At 40.1% G+C, this 17,911-nt stretch carries 13 protein-coding genes, 1 tRNA gene and 2 pseudogenes; 12 read left to right on the top strand and 4 right to left on the bottom strand.

Annotated features, from left to right (window positions below):
- Window positions 1-37: 37 nt before the first annotated feature.
- Window positions 38-1,078 carry a CobW family GTP-binding protein gene (locus tag B4U84_RS00585; RefSeq protein WP_131114958.1) on the top strand — a complete coding sequence of 347 codons (1,041 nt, stop codon included), beginning with the start codon at window positions 38-40 and terminating at the stop codon, window positions 1,076-1,078.
- Between the two features lie 49 nt (window positions 1,079-1,127).
- Here B4U84_RS00585 and B4U84_RS00580 read toward each other — a convergent pair whose 3' ends face one another.
- Complete coding sequence (locus tag B4U84_RS00580) at window positions 1,128-1,520, bottom strand: hypothetical protein (protein WP_242677504.1); 393 nt, start codon at window positions 1,518-1,520, stop codon at window positions 1,128-1,130.
- A gap of 112 nt (window positions 1,521-1,632) precedes the next feature.
- On the opposite strand from B4U84_RS00580, the gene B4U84_RS00575 reads away from it, so the two are divergent.
- On the top strand, window positions 1,633-1,839 hold the full coding sequence (locus B4U84_RS00575) for a hypothetical protein (protein ID WP_016860834.1): 207 nt from the start codon (window positions 1,633-1,635) through the stop codon (window positions 1,837-1,839).
- A 111-nt stretch (window positions 1,840-1,950) separates the two neighbouring features.
- On the opposite strand, the gene B4U84_RS00570 is transcribed toward B4U84_RS00575, so the two are convergent.
- Window positions 1,951-2,949 carry a zinc-dependent alcohol dehydrogenase family protein gene (locus tag B4U84_RS00570; RefSeq protein WP_131114957.1) on the bottom strand — a complete coding sequence of 333 codons (999 nt, stop codon included), beginning with the start codon at window positions 2,947-2,949 and terminating at the stop codon, window positions 1,951-1,953.
- Between the two features lie 167 nt (window positions 2,950-3,116).
- On the opposite strand from B4U84_RS00570, the gene B4U84_RS00565 reads away from it, so the two are divergent.
- The 5 genes from B4U84_RS00565 (at window position 3,117) to B4U84_RS00540 (ending at window position 7,884) form a co-directional block, all read left to right on the top strand.
- Window positions 3,117-3,380 carry a type II toxin-antitoxin system Phd/YefM family antitoxin gene (locus tag B4U84_RS00565; RefSeq protein ID WP_131114955.1) on the top strand — a complete coding sequence of 88 codons (264 nt, stop codon included), beginning with the start codon at window positions 3,117-3,119 and terminating at the stop codon, window positions 3,378-3,380.
- Window positions 3,381-3,543: 163 nt separating this feature from the next.
- Window positions 3,544-3,831, top strand: a complete 288-nt coding sequence (locus tag B4U84_RS00555; protein ID WP_242677503.1) for a type II toxin-antitoxin system RelE/ParE family toxin — start codon at window positions 3,544-3,546, stop codon at window positions 3,829-3,831.
- A gap of 108 nt (window positions 3,832-3,939) precedes the next feature.
- Entirely contained in the window at window positions 3,940-5,340 is a 1,401-nt protein-coding gene (locus B4U84_RS00550; protein WP_131114950.1) for a hypothetical protein, read from the top strand.
- A gap of 287 nt (window positions 5,341-5,627) precedes the next feature.
- Window positions 5,628-7,007 carry a glutathione-disulfide reductase gene (gor, locus tag B4U84_RS00545; protein WP_131114948.1) on the top strand — a complete coding sequence of 460 codons (1,380 nt, stop codon included), beginning with the start codon at window positions 5,628-5,630 and terminating at the stop codon, window positions 7,005-7,007.
- 202 nt (window positions 7,008-7,209) lie between these two features.
- The gene (locus tag B4U84_RS00540) at window positions 7,210-7,884 is read left to right on the top strand and encodes a YqiA/YcfP family alpha/beta fold hydrolase (protein WP_017312537.1); all 675 of its coding nucleotides are present in this window, start codon (window positions 7,210-7,212) and stop codon (window positions 7,882-7,884) included.
- 511 nt (window positions 7,885-8,395) lie between these two features.
- Here B4U84_RS00540 and B4U84_RS00535 read toward each other — a convergent pair.
- Window positions 8,396-8,950 (bottom strand): hypothetical protein, encoded by a 555-nt coding sequence (locus B4U84_RS00535; RefSeq protein WP_017312538.1) that lies wholly within the window; start codon window positions 8,948-8,950, stop codon window positions 8,396-8,398.
- Window positions 8,951-9,542: 592 nt separating this feature from the next.
- On the opposite strand from B4U84_RS00535, the pseudogene B4U84_RS31395 reads away from it, so the two are divergent.
- Together B4U84_RS31395 and B4U84_RS00525 are read left to right on the top strand one after the other, a co-directional pair.
- Window positions 9,543-9,839: pseudogene (locus B4U84_RS31395) on the top strand (IS4 family transposase); the annotation flags it as partial.
- Window positions 9,840-10,078: 239 nt separating this feature from the next.
- Window positions 10,079-10,952, top strand: a pseudogene (locus tag B4U84_RS00525) (IS4 family transposase); the annotation flags it as partial.
- 391 nt (window positions 10,953-11,343) lie between these two features.
- On the opposite strand, the gene B4U84_RS00520 reads toward B4U84_RS00525, so the two are convergent.
- Complete coding sequence (locus tag B4U84_RS00520; RefSeq protein WP_017312542.1) at window positions 11,344-11,964, bottom strand: GNAT family N-acetyltransferase; 621 nt, start codon at window positions 11,962-11,964, stop codon at window positions 11,344-11,346.
- A gap of 798 nt (window positions 11,965-12,762) precedes the next feature.
- On the opposite strand from B4U84_RS00520, the gene B4U84_RS00505 reads away from it, so the two are divergent.
- The 3 genes from B4U84_RS00505 to B4U84_RS00495 all read left to right on the top strand — a co-directional run bounded on the left by B4U84_RS00505 (window position 12,763) and on the right by B4U84_RS00495 (window position 17,768).
- Complete coding sequence (locus B4U84_RS00505; RefSeq protein ID WP_131118629.1) at window positions 12,763-16,314, top strand: response regulator; 3,552 nt, start codon at window positions 12,763-12,765, stop codon at window positions 16,312-16,314.
- Between the two features lie 106 nt (window positions 16,315-16,420).
- Window positions 16,421-17,650 (top strand): hypothetical protein, encoded by a 1,230-nt coding sequence (locus B4U84_RS00500; RefSeq protein WP_131114944.1) that lies wholly within the window; start codon window positions 16,421-16,423, stop codon window positions 17,648-17,650.
- A gap of 47 nt (window positions 17,651-17,697) precedes the next feature.
- Window positions 17,698-17,768: transfer RNA gene (locus tag B4U84_RS00495), tRNA-Gly, on the top strand.
- Window positions 17,769-17,911: the final 143 nt, after the last annotated feature.

The raw sequence follows: 17,911 nt of genomic DNA, 5'->3' as shown, positions 1-17,911 counted from the left end.
TTTTGGATTTTTAGAGTACTAAAAAATAGGATGAACTATGACTACTTTCACTGCACCAAATTCCAACCAAATTCCTGATATTCCCAAACGGGGAATGCCTGTTACTATCATTACAGGATTTTTAGGTAGTGGAAAAACGACTCTGCTCAACCAGATTCTTAAAAATAAACAAGATTTAAAAGTCGCTGTCCTAGTTAATGAATTTGGTGATATCAATATTGATAGCCAATTGCTGGTTTCAATGGATGAAAATATGGTAGAACTGAGCAATGGCTGTATTTGTTGTACGATAAATGATGGTTTAGTTGATGCTGTTTATCGAGTTTTAGAAAGAGAGGAACGCATTGATTATCTGGTTATCGAAACTACAGGTATTGCTGACCCTTTGCCGATAATTTTGACATTTTTGGGAACAGAATTGAGAGATTTAACTAACTTAGATTCTATTCTCACATTGGTAGATTCGGAAGCATTTAATCATGAACATTTTCAAAGTGAAGCAGCTTTAAAACAGATTATCTATGGAGATATTGTTCTCTTAAATAAAACTGATCTGGTTACACAAGAAAAACTGGAGAAACTAGAAGATTATATTCGGGAAGTGAAAGCAGGTGCAAAAATTTTGCACACCAGATATGGGCAAGTGCCGTTACCATTAATTTTAGGTGTGGAGTTGACTCCAAAAGATGAATATTCATCTTTTACCGAGGATGCTCATGATGATGATGTTCATGTTCATAGTCATAGCCATGAACATGAACATCATCATCATGAGCATCACTCCCATCATTTAGAAAATGATGGATTTATTTCTGTTTCTTTCCAAAGTGAAAGACCTTTTGATGTTCATAAATTTGAGAATTTTTTAAATGAAGAAATGCCACAATATGTCTTTCGAGCAAAAGGTATTCTGTGGTTTAGTGATAGTAATTTACGCCATATCTTTCAACTGAGTGGCCCTCGTTATGAATTAGATGGTGATGAATGGTTGACTACACCAAAAAATCAGCTAGTTTTCATTGGTAGAAATTTGGATAGCAATGAAATTCATTCTCTTCTAAATAAATGTTTGGTATAACAACATCGTCAGACAAAATTATCTGACGATTTAGAGTAAATCAAGCTAATTAGTCAACCAGAATTTTCAATGCTTCCTTCAGCAGTAACTTAACTCGATATATCTCAAAAAGCTTTTGCTGATAAAATTGCCAATCCTCATCTTGTAGCCATTCATCATTTTGAGTAGCCCGAATTAAAGCAAACTGGCTGTCTGTTGGTTCACCAATGAGATTAAGCATGTACTCCAAATAAAGTACAGCATGATTACCAGGCGATCGCAATCCCACTCCTTCACGCATTTGATCAATCGCCCGATACGGAAATCTCAGCAGGACATTCATCCAGCTTTCTGCTTTATCATGATTACCAAGTGGCTGTATTCGATAATGCTTGGCGATCGCTTTCAAATCTTCTAAAGATAGTGATTCCAGCTGTTCTCGTGTCATCATATAAATGTCCATTGGTTGTCAATTGGATATGGTGGCTACAGCAACTTCCCGGAAGCACAGCCACCATAATTGCGTTTATATAATAGTACACGAATTATTAGAGCAATTTTGTATTAATTTTTGAATGGCTAGAAAAGGCGGTAATCCAAACATCAAAAATCATGGTTTTGAGTCTGCTGGAGAAAAACCACTTACCAAAACACTGTCAATCAGGGTATCTGAATCAACCTACCAAGAAGTAAAAAGCAAAGATAACCCAGGTGAATTTTGCCGTCAAGCCATCCAAAAGGCACTAGATGAAGACAAGCGCGAACAAGATAGTACACCTTGATTAATTATTGAGTTATGCCCACAATCTTTTGTAGAGACGCGATATATCGCGTCTGGTACAGGGTCTGTATTTGTATCAGATTTTTTGTGAAATGGTATTAGGCGTCGAAGCTCAAAACACCAGAACAATCTTACCCGTTGTCGAACCAGATTCAATTAACTGGTGTGCTTTTACTGCTTCTGCTAACGGTAACTCGTGACTGACATGAATCTTCAACTTACCGGCATCAATATATTTAGCACACTCTGTTAAGATTTCTGCTTGGTGCTGCTGTGCTTCTACCATCCCTTGGGCCATCGGTATGAGCATTAATTCTAAACCTATGCGGAGATTCCGGTTTCTCGCAGTTCTCCAAACAGTATTAGCATTTGGTTCTAAAATCGTCACGATATCGCCATACATCCGCACTGCTGGGAAGGTTTGGTGAAAAGTTTCTCCACCTACAGTATCAAAAGCCAAGTCTACACCTTCGCCACCAGTCCAATCTAAAGCTGCTTGGACAAAATCTGTTTGTTTATACAAAATAGGATAATCTGCACCGAGTTGTTTGACAAAATTGGCTTTTTCTTGAGAACCTACTGTTGTGCAGACATCCGCGCCTTTGAGTTTAGCTAGCTGAATAGCTACATGTCCAACACCACCAGCACCAGCATGAATTAAGACGCGATCGCCTGGTTCTAATCTTCCCCGTTCATATAAAGCTTCCCAAGCAGTAATTAACACTAAAGGTGCGGCGGCGGCAACTGCAAACGAGACAGATTTGGGTTTGTGGGCTGCAAAACGCTCATCTATTGTAGTATATTCAGCATAATTACCTTGGTGTGCGCCTAACCCACCATTGCAAAAATATACTTCATCGCCAACGTTAAAATTCTTGACAGCAGCACCAACTGCTTCAACTACACCCGCACCATCACATCCTAAAATAGCAGGCATTTGATCGGGGTAGAAAGTGCCACGTTTGCGAAGTTTGGTATCAATGGGGTTAACACCAGCTGCTCTTAAGTGTATCAAAAGTTCAGTTTCACCAACAGGAACACCAGGATTTGTGACGTCTTGTAGTTGCAGAACTTCAGGATTTCCGGGTGCTGTCATTAATACTGCTTTCATGACTTATTCCTCCGTGTGCTTGCATTTGTCAATGTAGCGCAAACAGGTAGAGCGATCGCTAATTTTGAATTTAAACTGCACAGGACAACAGAGGAAAGAGCAAAACAGAACAATTTATTATGTGTAGAATAAAAGTGTACATTTTACTGTATATTTAATTGACTATAATGACAAAATATCTAACAATTACGGAAGCTAGGCAAAATTTATTAGATTTGCCAGATCAATTGGAAGATGAACCAGTAATCATCACCAAACACGGTAAACCAGTAATTGCTGCACTTAGTTTTGAACAGTATGAATCAATACTAGAGACATTGTGTATTTTTGCAGATCAACAATTTGCTGAACGTTTAGAGGAAAGTATCGCTCAAGCAGAACAGGGAGAAACTATCAGCTGGGAGGAAGCGAAAGCAAAGCTTGGACTCTGAGACTCCACAAAGTTCTAACACAGAGTATGCTATTGAATTAACACCACTAGCTTTATAGATGCTAAGTAGGTAGGCACAATTAAACCGAACTATGTAAACTTATGTAAAGCATCAGAAACGCTTTGAATATAAGCTTTTAAGCGATTTACATTTCTTAATCTGGTTGTGTTTTTTAGCGCCCACCTACTTAGGTGGTGTTAAAGATAAACGTCAACAGCAAGCTTTAAGCGATCGCATAGATAAGTTAAAAACAGATCCAGAAAAACAGGGTAAACCTTTAGTTGATAAACTAAAGGGATATCGTAGTGTTAGGGCTGTAGGTCAACGTTACAGAATCATTTATAAAGTTGAATTTGAAAAAGTAGTGGTTTTGGTAGTTGGTGTAGGACTACGAAAAGAGGGTTATAAAGGTGATATTTATACACTCATGCAGAAATTGTTAGAAGAGTGAGAGAAGCAATATTTCCAACATCTATCTATAGAAATAGATTTATCAAAAGTAAGAAACTTCCGAGAGATGTTATCAGTCTGATGATTCACATTCTCCGAAAATTCTCTTATGCCAGAACAAGCTCAAGGTATTCCCGGAATACCTGATCTTACGCATCCTACCGAACTGATCCAGTTTGGAAATCATATTCTCAAAGGTTCGCTGTTATTAGTACTTATAGTTATTGCTTTGGGAATTGCGATCGCTCTGCTCAACTTCTCCCTGCGTCGTAATCAAGCAGAACAGGCAAATTTCATTGATGAATGGGCAATTCGCTATTCGCAAATTCTATCAGGATTACCACACTTAACTCTAATTTTAATTTTATTAATCGGAGGATTTTTTCTTTGCTCAACTTTGAGTAACAGATATCACCACTGGGAACAAGCAAAAGTCGCACAAGTAGCAGAAAGTGTTGCTGGTGACAGACTAGAACAAATCGCGCCGCAAATACGTTATGTAGTGCAAGTACCCTACAGTTACACCACGCAAGTTAACGGCAAAATTGTTAAGGTCAATGAAACGCGAGAAGAAAATCGCTACCTGACGCTAGCTGGTTCGCAAATTCAAGTAAAAATTGATCAAACTCCTGATGTGCAGAATCGCCGTGCTACATATCGCGTAGACTATACAGCAGACTATAAAGTAGTTAATCAACTCAAAGATATTGATAGTTTTTTCTTTGAAACACCACCACCTAACGGTTATTCGCTGCTTTCTAACTATAAAGTAGAGCGTGACGGTAATAGACTGCAACAAACCAATCCAGGTGACTATGGTTTTCCCTTCCGTCTTCAACCAGGGGAAGAAACCAGCTTTCGAGTTACCTATAAAACTCAAGGGGGGTCACGCTGGGTTTATAGTGCTAATGGACAGTTACTCCAAAATTTTCGCCTCGTAGCCACTGCTAACTTTCCAAGTGCTGATTTTGCAAGTGGTATTGTACCAACGGAAATTGCAGGCGAAGGACAAAGTACCCGCTTTACTTGGGTATTTGACGATAATGTTTCTGTGAGAAACCCATTTGGCGTGTTTACAAATACTAACCCTGTTCGTAATACAGGTGTGCTTCCCCGGTTATTATTGTTAGCGCCAGCCATATTTTTATGGTGGATATTATTGCTATATTTGTCTATTCCTATAAACTTAAAAAATATCGCTGTTGCTGCGGGTATATTTTTTGCCTGTCTGTTAGCTTTAACCTACACTAGTCGCGTCATGAGTCCCCAATTTGCTTGGACTTTGATTTCTCTAGTTTTACTAGTATTAACTTGGGGATTGGGTACAAATGTTCGAGCTTCCTTGGCTGCGGTGATTTGTACGATTGCTGGCGCTGTGCTACCCGTATTTGGATTATTAGTATCGTACAGTGGATTAACACTGAGTTTAGCTGGCTTTCTTTCCGCAGTTTGGTTAGCGGTTCGTCACTGGTTTAGCTTGTACAGACTACAACCACAAGATTATCGATGACAACTTAGATATTTACATTCATTGGTCAAGTGTCATTGGTCAAGTGTCATAGCTTCCTTGTCCCCTTTGTCCCCCTTGTCCCTCCCACCCCAACTACAGAATGGGATTGCTGTCAGCTTTTATGATTTGAATGAGCAAGCTAGGATCGAGATAATGGTTGAGGTAATTTGGAACGTGTTTTGTCAAGCGTTCTTGTCCTAGATACCACTTTACCTTGGTGAAATTTCTCGATTTTTAATTGGTAAATTGGTATCAAATTTTATTTTTTGTAAAAGATATCTAAATTTATGACCTACGATTACGACCTGTTTGTCATTGGTGCCGGTTCTGGAGGATTAGCAGCTTCTAAGCGTGCTGCTAGCTACGGTGCAAAAGTGGCGATCGCCGAAGAAAGTTTAGTCGGCGGTACTTGTGTGATTCGTGGCTGCATTCCCAAAAAATTAATGGTCTATAGTTCCCATTTTCCAGCATTATTTCATAATGCAGCAGGCTACGGCTGGAAGGTAGGCGAAGCAGAATTAGACTGGAAATATTTTATTACAGCGATCGATAAGGAAGTCAATCGACTTTCCCAACTACACATTGGTTTCTTAGAAAAAGCTGGGGTAGAACTGATTCCCAGTCGTGCTACTCTCTTAGATCCCCATACTATCGAAGTTGATGGACGTAAAGTCACCGCCGATAAAATTTTAATCGCTGTTGGTGGTCGCCCGATCAAACCTGATTTACCGGGGATGGAATATGGTATCACCTCCAACGAAATGTTTCATCTGCAAGAAAAACCTAAGCACATAGTAATTATTGGTGCTGGTTATATTGGTACGGAGTTTGCTTGCATTATGCGTGGTTTGGGATGCGAAGTCACTCAGATTCTCCGTAAAGACCTCATCCTCAATGGTTTTGATGAAGACATTCGTACCAATATTCAAGAAGGGATGACCAACCACGGGATTAAAATCATCCAGAATCATGTAGTGGAAACAGTGGAAAAAGTCCCAGAGGGTTACAAAATCAATTTATCTGGAAATCAGGCAGAATCTATAATTGCTGATGTGTTTTTGGTAGCAACTGGCCGCACCCCCAATATCGAAGAACTAGGTTTAGAAAAAGCTGGAGTCGCAACATGTTGCAGTACCGTCGAAGGTCCCGGATATACCACAACAGATGCGATCGCTGTCAACGAATACAGTCAAACTTCGCAAGAAAATATTTTTGCCGTCGGTGATGTTACTGATCGGATGAATTTAACTCCCGTCGCCATTGGTGAAGGGCGAGCCTTTGCAGATAGTGAATTTGGTGGTCATCGCCGCGTATTTAGTCACGAAAATGTCCCGACTGCTGTGTTTTCTACACCTGAAGCAGCAACAGTTGGTCTCACAGAAGCTCAAGCCTGGGAAAAGCTGGGAGACGAAGGAGTTAAAATATACCGCACTCGTTTCCGTCCTTTATTTCACAGTTTAACCGGCGCTCAAGAAAGAACTATGATGAAATTGGTAATAGATGCTAAAACCGACAAAGTTTTAGGCGCCCAAATGGTAGGAGAAAATGCAGGTGAGATTATTCAAGGTGTGGCGATCGCTGTGAACATGGGCGCAACCAAAAAAGATTTTGACGCCACTGTTGGAATTCATCCGACAGCAGCGGAAGAATTTGTCACAATGCGGTAATTGTTTAGTTTGCTGGGCATTGGGCATTGGGCATCGGGCATCGGGCATTGGGCATCGGGCATCGGGCATTGGAATAAATTCTTCCTTGTCCTCCTTGTCTCCCCACACTCCCTGCTAAGATCTCCTTGCTCCCTGCTCCTTGCTAAGAGCTCCTCACACCCCTCACACTTCCCACACTTCCCACACTTCCCACAAAAGCTTGATGGTGAACCAGTTTATCTATCTTCATGGTTTTGCTTCTAGTCCTCATTCTGCCAAAGCTCGCTACATACGCGATCGCTTTGCTGAATGCAAAATCAACTTGAATATTCCTGATTTGAATTTTGGCGATTTTTCTCACTTGACAATTACTCGCCAAATTCATCAAGTAGCCTCAATAATCTTAGCAGATGGCAAACAGGATATAGAACCATCTTTGTCTCAAGCTGCACCAGTAATTCTCATTGGTTCCAGTTTAGGTGGTTTAACAGCTGCTCACATAGCACAGCAATACCCCCAGGTGCAGCGACTCGTTTTATTAGCACCCGCCTTTGGCTTTTTATATCACTGGCTAACTCAGTTAGGAGATACACAAGTTCAACTTTGGCAACAACAAAAGTATTTAATGGTTTATCACTATGGCGAAGAGCGATCGCTACCTTTAAGTTATGATTTCATTACAGATGCGACTCAATATCAAGAAAATGTATTACAGCGTCCTATTCCTACTCTCATTCTGCATGGAAAAAATGATGAGGTTATCCCAATTCAAGCCAGTCGTGATTTTGCCAAATCACGTCCTTGGGTAGAGTTAGTGGAATTAGACAGTGATCATGCTTTAGCTAACGTCTTAGCAGAAATTTGGCAGTCAATTCGGCGATTTTGCAACATATCCTAACTTATATCTTACACCTAGCCCGAAATTAAAATTTGGGCTGAAAACTAAAGTCGGTTCAAAACCGACGGGCTAATATTTTAACCCATTTAAATGGGTTTAAGCTTTGAGCCAAAAATTTATTTGATGGCTGATTGCAACTGGTGCAAGATATCAGCTAAAGTAAGTTTGCTAATGTATGCCATATTGGCAACTATTTCCAGTTTATCTGTAGTAGATCTTGAGTAAAAAATAAATAAAATTTTGAAATTGTAGTATTATGAAGCTGCACAATTGGTTATAAAACAAACTCAAAATCCCCTATACGATTAGTCTTCGTAATTTACTTGTATCTGACCCAACTCACTCTCACCCACAAAACGCAGATCCAAAACTCAATGAACAATTCAAGGCTAACAGCAATCTTGTCATAAAAATTTGGTCAGGATTAAAAATAACTTTATAAATTTATTAGTCAAATAGCTATGTGTGAATCAATGGCAAACTGTTTTCCGGACTTCAAATCTGAACAAGCTCAATAAATCAGTCTAGTATCTACATCATTGCCTAAGCGGCGTACTATGGAAACCGTTTGTGGTAAAACACCCACTAATAATGCAAATGCTTCATCTGGCAAATTTTCCACCATCTCAAGTGGAAAATACTGTTCAAATTGATCAAGAATCTTTTGAACTCGCTGACTAGGAATAGGATTTTCTGTAATCTGTTTGATGAGCCGAATCCACTGTCGCCTAATTAAATAAGCCTTCTGTCGCTCTTCATTTGTTTCAGGAGTTAATAAAGATAAATTTCCTATTGGTAATACTTTTTGACAATCACAATCATAATCGCCACCTACAGCTGCTCCTGGACCAGCAAATTCTGTATGGTAGCGTTTAAACAATATCAAACCATTTCGTCTTCGACTGTTAACAATGAAAACTTTCCTACTCAACAATTGTGTAAGGATATCCGAGCCACAGGATTGCTCAGTTCCATCTTGCATGACAATATAGTCAAGAAAACTTGTGTCCGGGTAATAAGTGGATACCATAGGAGTCTGATAGCGTTGGTTTTTTGCGCTATCCATCTTCTTTCAAAACGAGGATGAATTGGGGACTAGTTTATACCTAAATTATAGATAAATTGCTATTAAATCAGAGTTTTTATTTTGCTGTTAACAAGATGCCTTTGATCAATCTAACTTACGATGAACATTAACAGAGGTTATTGTGTAATTGATTATTCATATTTTATGAGATTTAACATTGATTTGTCTGCTATTACTGGTATCTTTTTTTAAAGTTTCTATAAAGATGAACATTTTTAATACAAAGTTATTATGAGGGATTGACAGATTAATGATAGTATTTTTACTGATTTTTACTGATTATATTTAAACAATAATCTGTTTTGTATAGCACTCCAAATTTTTTCTTCATTTAAACATGTCAAACAATTTTAAATTTTAGATTACTCCACCTTGAAGCTGCTACCTTCGGTGGGCGCGTAGCAACTTCACAGAAGTAGCCGCTGTTGCGTTTACGCGTTTAGGTCAATCGATTTTGAATTTTATCTGACGGGGCGACAAAGCACCCTGAAAACCTTGTGAGGTAAAGAGTGCAGCAATTTATGGTAAAAAAAGTAGGTCTAACTTTGTCAAGAAGACCTATTTATTGAAAATGTTACCATTATTCTACCAAACACACCTGCAAGTTAATCTGAGTTCTGCGGAATATTTGTTGCTCCAAATTCTAATTAATCTTCTACAATCCATTAAAAAAGTTAGTTTAGAAGCGCTGGCTAGTTCTTTGCCCATTCCTGTTTTATTTGAAAGTAGAAGAAAGAGAATACAAAGATTTTTATCATTGCCAAACCTCTCCATTGAAAAAATTTGGTTTCCGATAGTTGCGAGTTGGTTATCAACATATTTTGAGAAAGAAAAAATCATTTATGTGGTGATCGATAGGACAAATTGGAATGAGAAGGCAGAAGGAAGAAGGCACTTATGCTGAAGGGAACCCCATAAATAAATATAGGGGTTTCTAACAAGGACGCCTTGTATCTTGTGCTACGCATCTTGATACAAATCTTATTATCTTTTCCACGAATAAATTCGGGGGCTTGAAACCAAATGGCAGAATGAAGAGGACTGAATTTTTTGGTATAAATTTTTTCTTAAACCTTCTGCCTTCTGCCCTCAGCATAAGTGCCTTTCTTCGGTCAAATAAATCTCTTCATGGTTAGTGTCGTTTGGGACAAGAGAGCATTTCCAGTATATTTTTCCTTACTACCAAAGTTAGGTAATAGTAATTTGGATGAACAGACAAAGATTCTCTCACAGGTATTGCCACTTTTTAGAACTTATAAAATCTGTGTATTGGGAGATAGAGAGTTTTGTTCTGTCAAGCTGGCAAATTCGCTCAGAGAAAGAGATGTATACTTTTGTTTACGACTCAAAAAAAATCATTTTGTCGAGATAAAAGAAGACATTTGGCGCTTAACTAAAACAGGTAGGATTATCACCAGGAGTCTCATTATTTTTTTCCGGGGTAAAAGTCACTAAAACTCAAGGTTTTTTCAGCTTTAATGTTGCCTGTAAATGGAAACGTAAAATCTTAGGCGTTGTTCCAAAAGAAGGATGGTTCATTTTAACAAACCTAGAGACTCTTGAGTTCGCGAGCCTCCTTCAGAGGAGCTTCGCTAACGCAGCGTACAAAAGAAGATTTGATATAGAAGAAATGTTTCGAGATTTCAAAAAAGGTGGCTATAACTTAGAGGATACTAATGTCTCTGGCGAGCGGTTAATTACTCTAATTTTATTGATGGCTATCGCTTATACTTCCGCCACAATTCATGGACAGCAAATTAAACACAAAGGTGTACAAAAGTACGTTGGTCGTCTTAAAGAAGCTGGTCGTATTGAAAGGCGTCATAGCAGCTTTTATATTGGATTATATGGTGAAACTTGGGTTAATTTTATGGAGCAATGTAAAGATTTAGTCACCAATTTAATGCTATTAAATCGCAATAAGCGCCCCTTTTACCAACGAGGTCTTAGGGCGATGGAACTTATTCTAGCTCCATCCTAGCTCTTTTGTCGCCCCGTCAGGAATTTTATATTTGCGATTTTAGATTGACCCCGACCACTCCTTGGGTGCAGGGCTTGAAGATTTTAAATTGACGATTTTAGATTTGTTCCGCCTTAACATGGCGGAGCTGTTCCCTAGCCTTTGGCGTAACACAACGGCAACAAAGGGGGAAGAAAATCTACACCCCTTTTTGCCTCCCCTACGTGTATTTCAGAAATCAAATATGAGTCCTATATGAGCCGCTGAACATTAGTTCAGGGCGGTTTATGTCTAGAATAAAATAGCCCTGATTCCAAACCCCTAGATTTATCTGTGGAATTGATTAAAAATTTAACATCCAAAATCCAAAATAGTTTTACTTCCCCTTTGTGGAGCGATCACAACTTCAAAATTAGCTATTGGAGTTGAGCATAAGATGCTTATGCAATAATATCTGCCGTGAGTTTCTTAAAAATAATATATTCCAATTAGACTCCACTTTATACACTCGATATCCAAACTTGAGATAGAGTTGTCGTGCCTGGTGATTATTTTCTAGAACATGGAGATATAAATCTTCAAATCCCCATTCTCGAACAAATTTTTCACTAGCTTGAAGTAATTGAGAAGCTGCGCCCAGTCTACGGTACTTTGAAGAAACTGCCAAATTAGACAGGTAAGGCAAACTTTTGCCAACCTCTGTCCAAGAATCACTGTAGCGCACACCTACCTCCAAAGTACCCACTAAGTTATCAGCTGTATTGGCTGCGGTGTCAACAGCAACCAAACAGACATGGTGGGATGTAGATGATACAAGCCGATGTCTTAAATCTTCATATATACCTAAGCGTAACAAAGGAAAAGCCCATGCCCAAAAACCATTTTGGGAGTGAAAGCTTTCAGCAATAATTTGAGCAACACTAGTCAAATCAGCAGGTGTAGCTGCACGGACTTGGAACCGACAGGAAGCTTGTTCAGCAGATGCTGCTGTGACAGGTGGTTGATAAGATTGTTGGAAAAACCAGGGTGTCAAGGCTAATTATGTGGTGAATTGATTGAATAAAAATCTTTTCAAATATCCTAAAACACCATTTAGACTATGTGAAAACTTAAAATAACTGGTGTTTGGGATTGGGGATTGGGGATTGGGGATTGGGGATTGGGGATTGGGGATTGGGGATTGGGGATTGGGGATTGAGGATTGGGGATTGGGGATTGGGGATTGGTCATTAAGAAGAAACCAGTTAAATGATTCTCCCTTGTCTTCCCACACTTCCCACACTCTCCCTTGTCCCCTTTCCCCGATCCCCAATCCCCGATCCCCTAACTACCACTTGTCTAGCACATAATTTTAATGGCTAAATGTAAATAACTATTTGTCTAATAGTATACTTTGCTCTTTAATCTTAGTTATTGCGAGATTGCTGACTATAAAATGACTGTCATAAATGAAATTCACCCGAAAATGTTAGTGTCAGTGCTAAGGCGGGAAAAATTAATATGCAGTTTCAGTCGGATTGTTCAATCAGCCTGGATTGCTGTATGTGGTATGGAACAGTTCTCGTCGGAGGTGAGCAGAAATTTGGCTAGCAAACACAAATTCTGTCAGACTAATACTCAAGATCAAATTAATTGGGGTGTACCAAACCAAACAGTAATCGGCATAATTCTATAGAGACAAATGGCTGTAAATAAATACTCTCACGAGTGACAGTCATATGGGCAAACGGCATATGGAGTCGAAATGCTCTGGCTCTTACCTGAGTCAGTTTTATCCTTATCTGATCAGATTATTGTTTATCCGAGTGCCTTTGCAGCAGGAAAGCGGTGCATGAAATCCCAAGCAAACAGTAAGCCTAAAATTTTGGTTGTCGATGACGAATCCGACAACTTAGATTTGCTTTATCGCACCTTTTATCGCGATTACAAGGTGTTGAAAGCAAGTTCTGGACCAGCTGCATTGGAGCTGTTGGCGCAGGAAGGTGATGTGTCAGTCATTATCTCTGATCAGCGAATGCCAATGATGAGTGGTACTGAATTTTTAAGCCTGACAGCAACTCAGTATCCAGATATCATCCGGATAATATTGACTGGCTACACCGATGTCGAAGACCTGGTAGATGCGATTAACTCTGGTAAAGTATTCAAGTATGTTACCAAACCTTGGGAAGCAGAGGAACTCAAAGCAGTAGTGCGCCAAGCCTTGGATACCCACAATGTCCTCAAGGCCCGGACTCGTGAACTAACCCGCACACTTCGCCAGGAATCCCTACTGAACACTGTCACCAATACGATTCGTAGCGCTTTAGATTATCGGCAAATTTTGCAAACAATTGTTGATACGGTAGGACATATGTTAGAGGTAGATGTTTGCCTCTTGCGTCCTTTCCAAGAAAATCAATTAGTTGATGAAGGATTTATTTATCACAAGCCAGTAGAGAAAGACATGGAGACAGGGGGACACGGGGACAAGGGGAGCCAGTGCGTTGCGGAGGTTCCCTCCGTTGTAGCACCTGGCGTGGACGAGAGGGAGATACTCTCGGTGTCACCACGTTTTGGTGTGACTGCGTCTTCTGAAGCTTTATCACCTCTACTATCTCAGACTATTTGGGAAACTCGTAAAGTACAAATAATTCATGATGTAGCTAGTGATGAACGTATTCAAGGGGATATTTTGGAGTTGCGATCGCGTGCTGCTGCTTTCACTGAAGCCAACATTTGCTCTAGCTTAGTTGTACCACTGATTTGCCAACAAGAACTAATGGCTGTGTTAGCACTCCACCAATGTCATACACCTCGTATCTGGAGTGATGACGAAGTCCAGTTAGTAATGATGGTAGCAGATCAAGCTGCTTTGGCTTTGTCTCAAGCCTATGCTTACGAGCAAGTACACGCGCTTGCTCAAAGAGAAGCTTTGATTAATACAATTACCAGTGCGATTCGCTCTAGTTTAGATCCACAAGATATTTTTGCTGCTATTACCCAAAAATTAGGACAAGCTTTACAAGTGGATGGCTGTATGCTGTCTTTGTGGACACAAGATGATGAGTTTGCTTGCTGCGTCGGTTTGTATGATCGTTCGGAAGACTTAGGGACTCATGATTCCCAAAAGATTGAGAATGTCAACACTCACAATTTACCTGAATCTCAAGCGCCAATTAAAGACAATCCGATTCTGCAACAAATATTACGGACACAAGAATCGGTGATCATTTCCGATACGAGCCAGTGTTCGCCAGAAACCAAGGGCTTTGACTTACCTTTGCGATCGCCAGCCCAATCACTGATGGTAGTTCCGCTGTTAGCTGATGGAAAAATCATCGGTAGTATTACTTTGACGCAAAGTGTAAAATATCGTAAGTGGCTAACTTCAGAAATTGAGTTAGCGAAAGCAGTAGCAGCACAAGCAGCGATCGCAGTCCAACAGTCTCACTTGTACCAAAAAACCCGCGAACAAGCCGAACGCTTACTGGAATTAGATAAACAAAAAACCGAATTTTTCCAAAATATTTCCCACGAGTTTCGTACTCCCATTACCTTAATTCAAGGACCACTGGAAACAGCAGTATCTTCCCAAGAGGGTTTGTCTTACGAACAAAGTGCGATCGCCCTACGTAACTCTCGTCGTTTGTTAAGACTTGTTAACCAACTGCTGGATCTGCAACGCTTAGATGCAGGTCGGATGCAACCGACTTTTCGTCCTTGTGATTTAGTCGAATTTGTCAGCCAAATTATCGAGTCGTTTCGTCCCTACTGCGAAAAAAAAGGACTGCGTCTGGTCACCAAAATAGCTGAATGTCCGAAAGTATACTTAGACATAGAAAAATTTGACAAGGTAGTTTACAACCTCTTGTCTAACGCCATGAAGTTTACTCCTGAAGGTGGCATGATTACTGTTGCTATGCAATCTCAAAATGGGCATTGCATTTTGATAGTAGAAGATACTGGTATTGGTATTTTACCAGAACAAATCCCCTTCCTATTTGAACGTTTTCGCCAAGCTGAAGGTTCAGAAAACCGTTCCTATGAAGGAACAGGTTTAGGTTTGGCTTTAGTTAAAGAATTAGTAGAACTCCACGGAGGCAAAGTAACGGTAAAATCAGTTTATGGTCAAGGTACTACTTTTAGCGTCTGGCTGATTCCTGGTAGTAGTCACTTCAGCGCAGATCAATTATTAGAAACAGCCGTGGAAGTCAATACCAACCGTGCAGCTGTGGAACTGGCTGATTTGGAATTCCTCGCAGAAGGTACCACAGACTGGGAATTAGGCTCCACAGAAGCAGCAGAAGTTGAGGAAGAATCTTTTACTCACTCTAGTGCTTCTATCCTAGTTGTAGACGACAACCCAGATTTACGAGCTTATGTATCTGGTATACTCCGCGCTGATGGCTACCAAGTACGGACAGCGCACAATGGTTCACAAGGGTTTCGACTTGCTCAGGAAATTTCACCCAGCTTGATTGTAAGTGACTTAATGATGCCCATAGTATCAGGGCTGGAGATGATTCGGATGATCCGCAACGACGAGAAATTAAAAGGAACACCAATCATTTTACTGACAGCAAAAGCTGATGAAGAAACTCGCATTACAGGTACAGAACGGGGTGCAGATGCTTATTTAGCTAAACCATTTAACGACCGTGAACTTTTAGCAGAGGTGCGTAATCTTTTAGCATTGAAAGCAAATGAACGCAAAGTGATAGAATTAAATGCTTATTTGACAGAATCCGTATTAAAACGCTTTTTGCCACCTGCTTTGGTTAAAAAAGCCGCAGCAGGAGACTTGGTTCTGGATTTGCAACCAGAACCGCGCTTAATCACAGTTTTATTTAGTGATATTGTCGGTTTTACCCAGTTAGCAAATACCCTCAGATCACGCCGAGTGGCTGAATTGCTCAATGAATATCTAGAAGTGATGACAAAAGCGGTATTTGATAACGGTGGTACAGTAGATAAATTTATGGGAGATGGTATTTTAGCTTTATTTGGAGCGCCAGAAGAGCTAACACCTAACGAACAAGTGCGACGGGCGGTGAATACAGCCACAGCGATGGTGCGATCGCTCGCAAAGTTAAACGAACACTGGCGAAGACAGGGTATTTTTGATTCGACTAAAAGTGAAAGTGTACAATTTCGCAGTGGTATCCACCAAGGTACAGCCGTTGTCGGTATGTTTGGTAGCTCAGAACGCGCCGACTATACAGCCATTGGTCCCAGTGTCAATATTGCTGCGAGATTACAGCAAGCAGCGAATCCCGGAAGTGTCTTAGTTTCTGCGGCGGTTGCAGATTATTTACAAGACGAAGAAATTATAAAAGGTAGTCCGCTAGAACTCAAAGGAATAGACGAAACAGTTCTGACTTTTTCCCTCATCTTAGATTAGAATTGGCAGCTAATCGCTAAAATTGTCATTGGTCAATGGTCATTAGTTATAGGTAAATAACAAATAACTAATGACAAAGGACAAAAAATTAGTAATTAGCAAAATTATGACAAAATCGGTCACTGACCAAAAACCAATTTCATCACAGATTGATCGCCGACATCGCGATCCCCCTGGTTTGTGGATCGCTGTGTTTACGGGTTCAGCTGTGCTACATTTGGTTGCATTTTGGCTCTTGCGCTCATATTCATATCAGTTGAGCCTCATACGACAGCAAAACTCAAATAGTGCTATACCGATTGAAATTATCGAACTTTCCCCAACAGAACGTTCCAAAGTTCAACCACAAACTAAAGCCAAACCTGGTTCACCCCAGTCATCATCAAATACTCAAAAATCCGTTCCTGTAACTGATGAAGATGCGATCGCTATACTAGACAAACAAACAGCGATCGCTTCTAATCCTAATTCATCTGCCAAACCAACTGTTAATCAGCAACAAACTGCAACAGCAAAACCTCAATTAACGACACAACCAAAATCTACACCTAGCATTTCCCCCACACCTCAACCAGAGTCATCAGCAGTTCCAAAGCCTGATATTACACCTGCTACACCGCCAACCCAAGATCAACAATCTGATACTACATCTCCTATACCGCCTCTTGATCAGACAGACATCCCAACCTCAGAATCAGAAAATCTCATCCCAGATGAGCAAAATCAAGCTTTATCACCAGACATAAACGCTACAACTCCCCCCACAGATACTTCAGCTTCTACAAATTCGCCAATCAACTCTCAACTCCCCAAACAACCAGATACTAATATCTCGCTAGGAGAATCAACTTCACTACCAACATTAAATCCATCCATCCAGCCACCACCCTCATTATCCGCCAATGAGACTCAAAGTAATGGAGGACTAGTCGCAACTTGGAATGTTTATTCTAGAGATGAAATGATTGATTTGCTCCAAAAAGGAGTCTTGATACAAGATGTACCACCAGATTTTTTAGCTCAACCTCTGGGAGAGAATACAAAAGAATTGCCTGTAGATTTTATCAGCAGTGAACCGGATTTAGATAATGTAGATTTGCTCATTTCCTTGGCAATTGATCAAAATGGCAAGTTAATTGCTCGTGATGCCAATGGCAACCCAGCAATCGATATTATAGATATGACTCCCGAAGAACTAGCAGCGAAGAAAAGTAAATACCAACAACTCTTAATCGATCTTTTCCAAAATATCCCATTTAGCCCTGGTAGAAACCAAGATGGCAGCAAACCGCCACAAAGCAACTTAGTTGTACGTGTAAAAATAGAGCGTCGCTAGCTTGATTTTTATCAAAGGCTGTGTTATATTATTAAAGTTGGCAATTTGCGGGCGTAGTTTAGTGGTAAAACCATAGCCTTCCAAGCTATTGATGCGGGTTCGATTCCCGCCGCCCGCTTTGAAAATAGTCTCTGTAGAAGGTGGTGTTTTTACCTTCGTGTCTTAGTGTCTTGGTGTTTCAAAAATGGATTTTTCAAACACCAAGGCACCAAGACACCAACAGGACTTACGCAGTAGTAACCCATATTCCGCAGGTTGGTT

The sequence above is a fragment of the Westiellopsis prolifica IICB1 genome (genome assembly GCF_004323185.1).
Taxonomy (GTDB): Bacteria; Cyanobacteriota; Cyanobacteriia; order Cyanobacteriales; family Nostocaceae; genus Pelatocladus; species Pelatocladus prolificus_A.
Note: the sequence above shows the minus strand (reverse complement) of the source record. Positions and strands in the feature narration are given on the sequence as shown.

Coding starts and splice junctions, on each gene's coding strand:
- B4U84_RS00505 (WP_131118629.1), top strand. CDS start 12,763: ATGAAATCCCAAGCAAACAGTAAGCCTAAAATTTTGGTTGTCGATGAC.
- B4U84_RS00550 (WP_131114950.1), top strand. CDS start 3,940: ATGCCAGAACAAGCTCAAGGTATTCCCGGAATACCTGATCTTACGCAT.
- B4U84_RS00565 (WP_131114955.1), top strand. CDS start 3,117: ATGACAAAATATCTAACAATTACGGAAGCTAGGCAAAATTTATTAGAT.
- B4U84_RS00540 (WP_017312537.1), top strand. CDS start 7,210: ATGGTGAACCAGTTTATCTATCTTCATGGTTTTGCTTCTAGTCCTCAT.
- B4U84_RS00585 (WP_131114958.1), top strand. CDS start 38: ATGACTACTTTCACTGCACCAAATTCCAACCAAATTCCTGATATTCCC.
- gor (WP_131114948.1), top strand. CDS start 5,628: ATGACCTACGATTACGACCTGTTTGTCATTGGTGCCGGTTCTGGAGGA.
- B4U84_RS00500 (WP_131114944.1), top strand. CDS start 16,421: ATGACAAAATCGGTCACTGACCAAAAACCAATTTCATCACAGATTGAT.
- B4U84_RS00575 (WP_016860834.1), top strand. CDS start 1,633: ATGGCTAGAAAAGGCGGTAATCCAAACATCAAAAATCATGGTTTTGAG.
- B4U84_RS00580 (WP_242677504.1), bottom strand. CDS start 1,520: ATGGACATTTATATGATGACACGAGAACAGCTGGAATCACTATCTTTA.
- B4U84_RS00535 (WP_017312538.1), bottom strand. CDS start 8,950: ATGGATAGCGCAAAAAACCAACGCTATCAGACTCCTATGGTATCCACT.
- B4U84_RS00570 (WP_131114957.1), bottom strand. CDS start 2,949: ATGAAAGCAGTATTAATGACAGCACCCGGAAATCCTGAAGTTCTGCAA.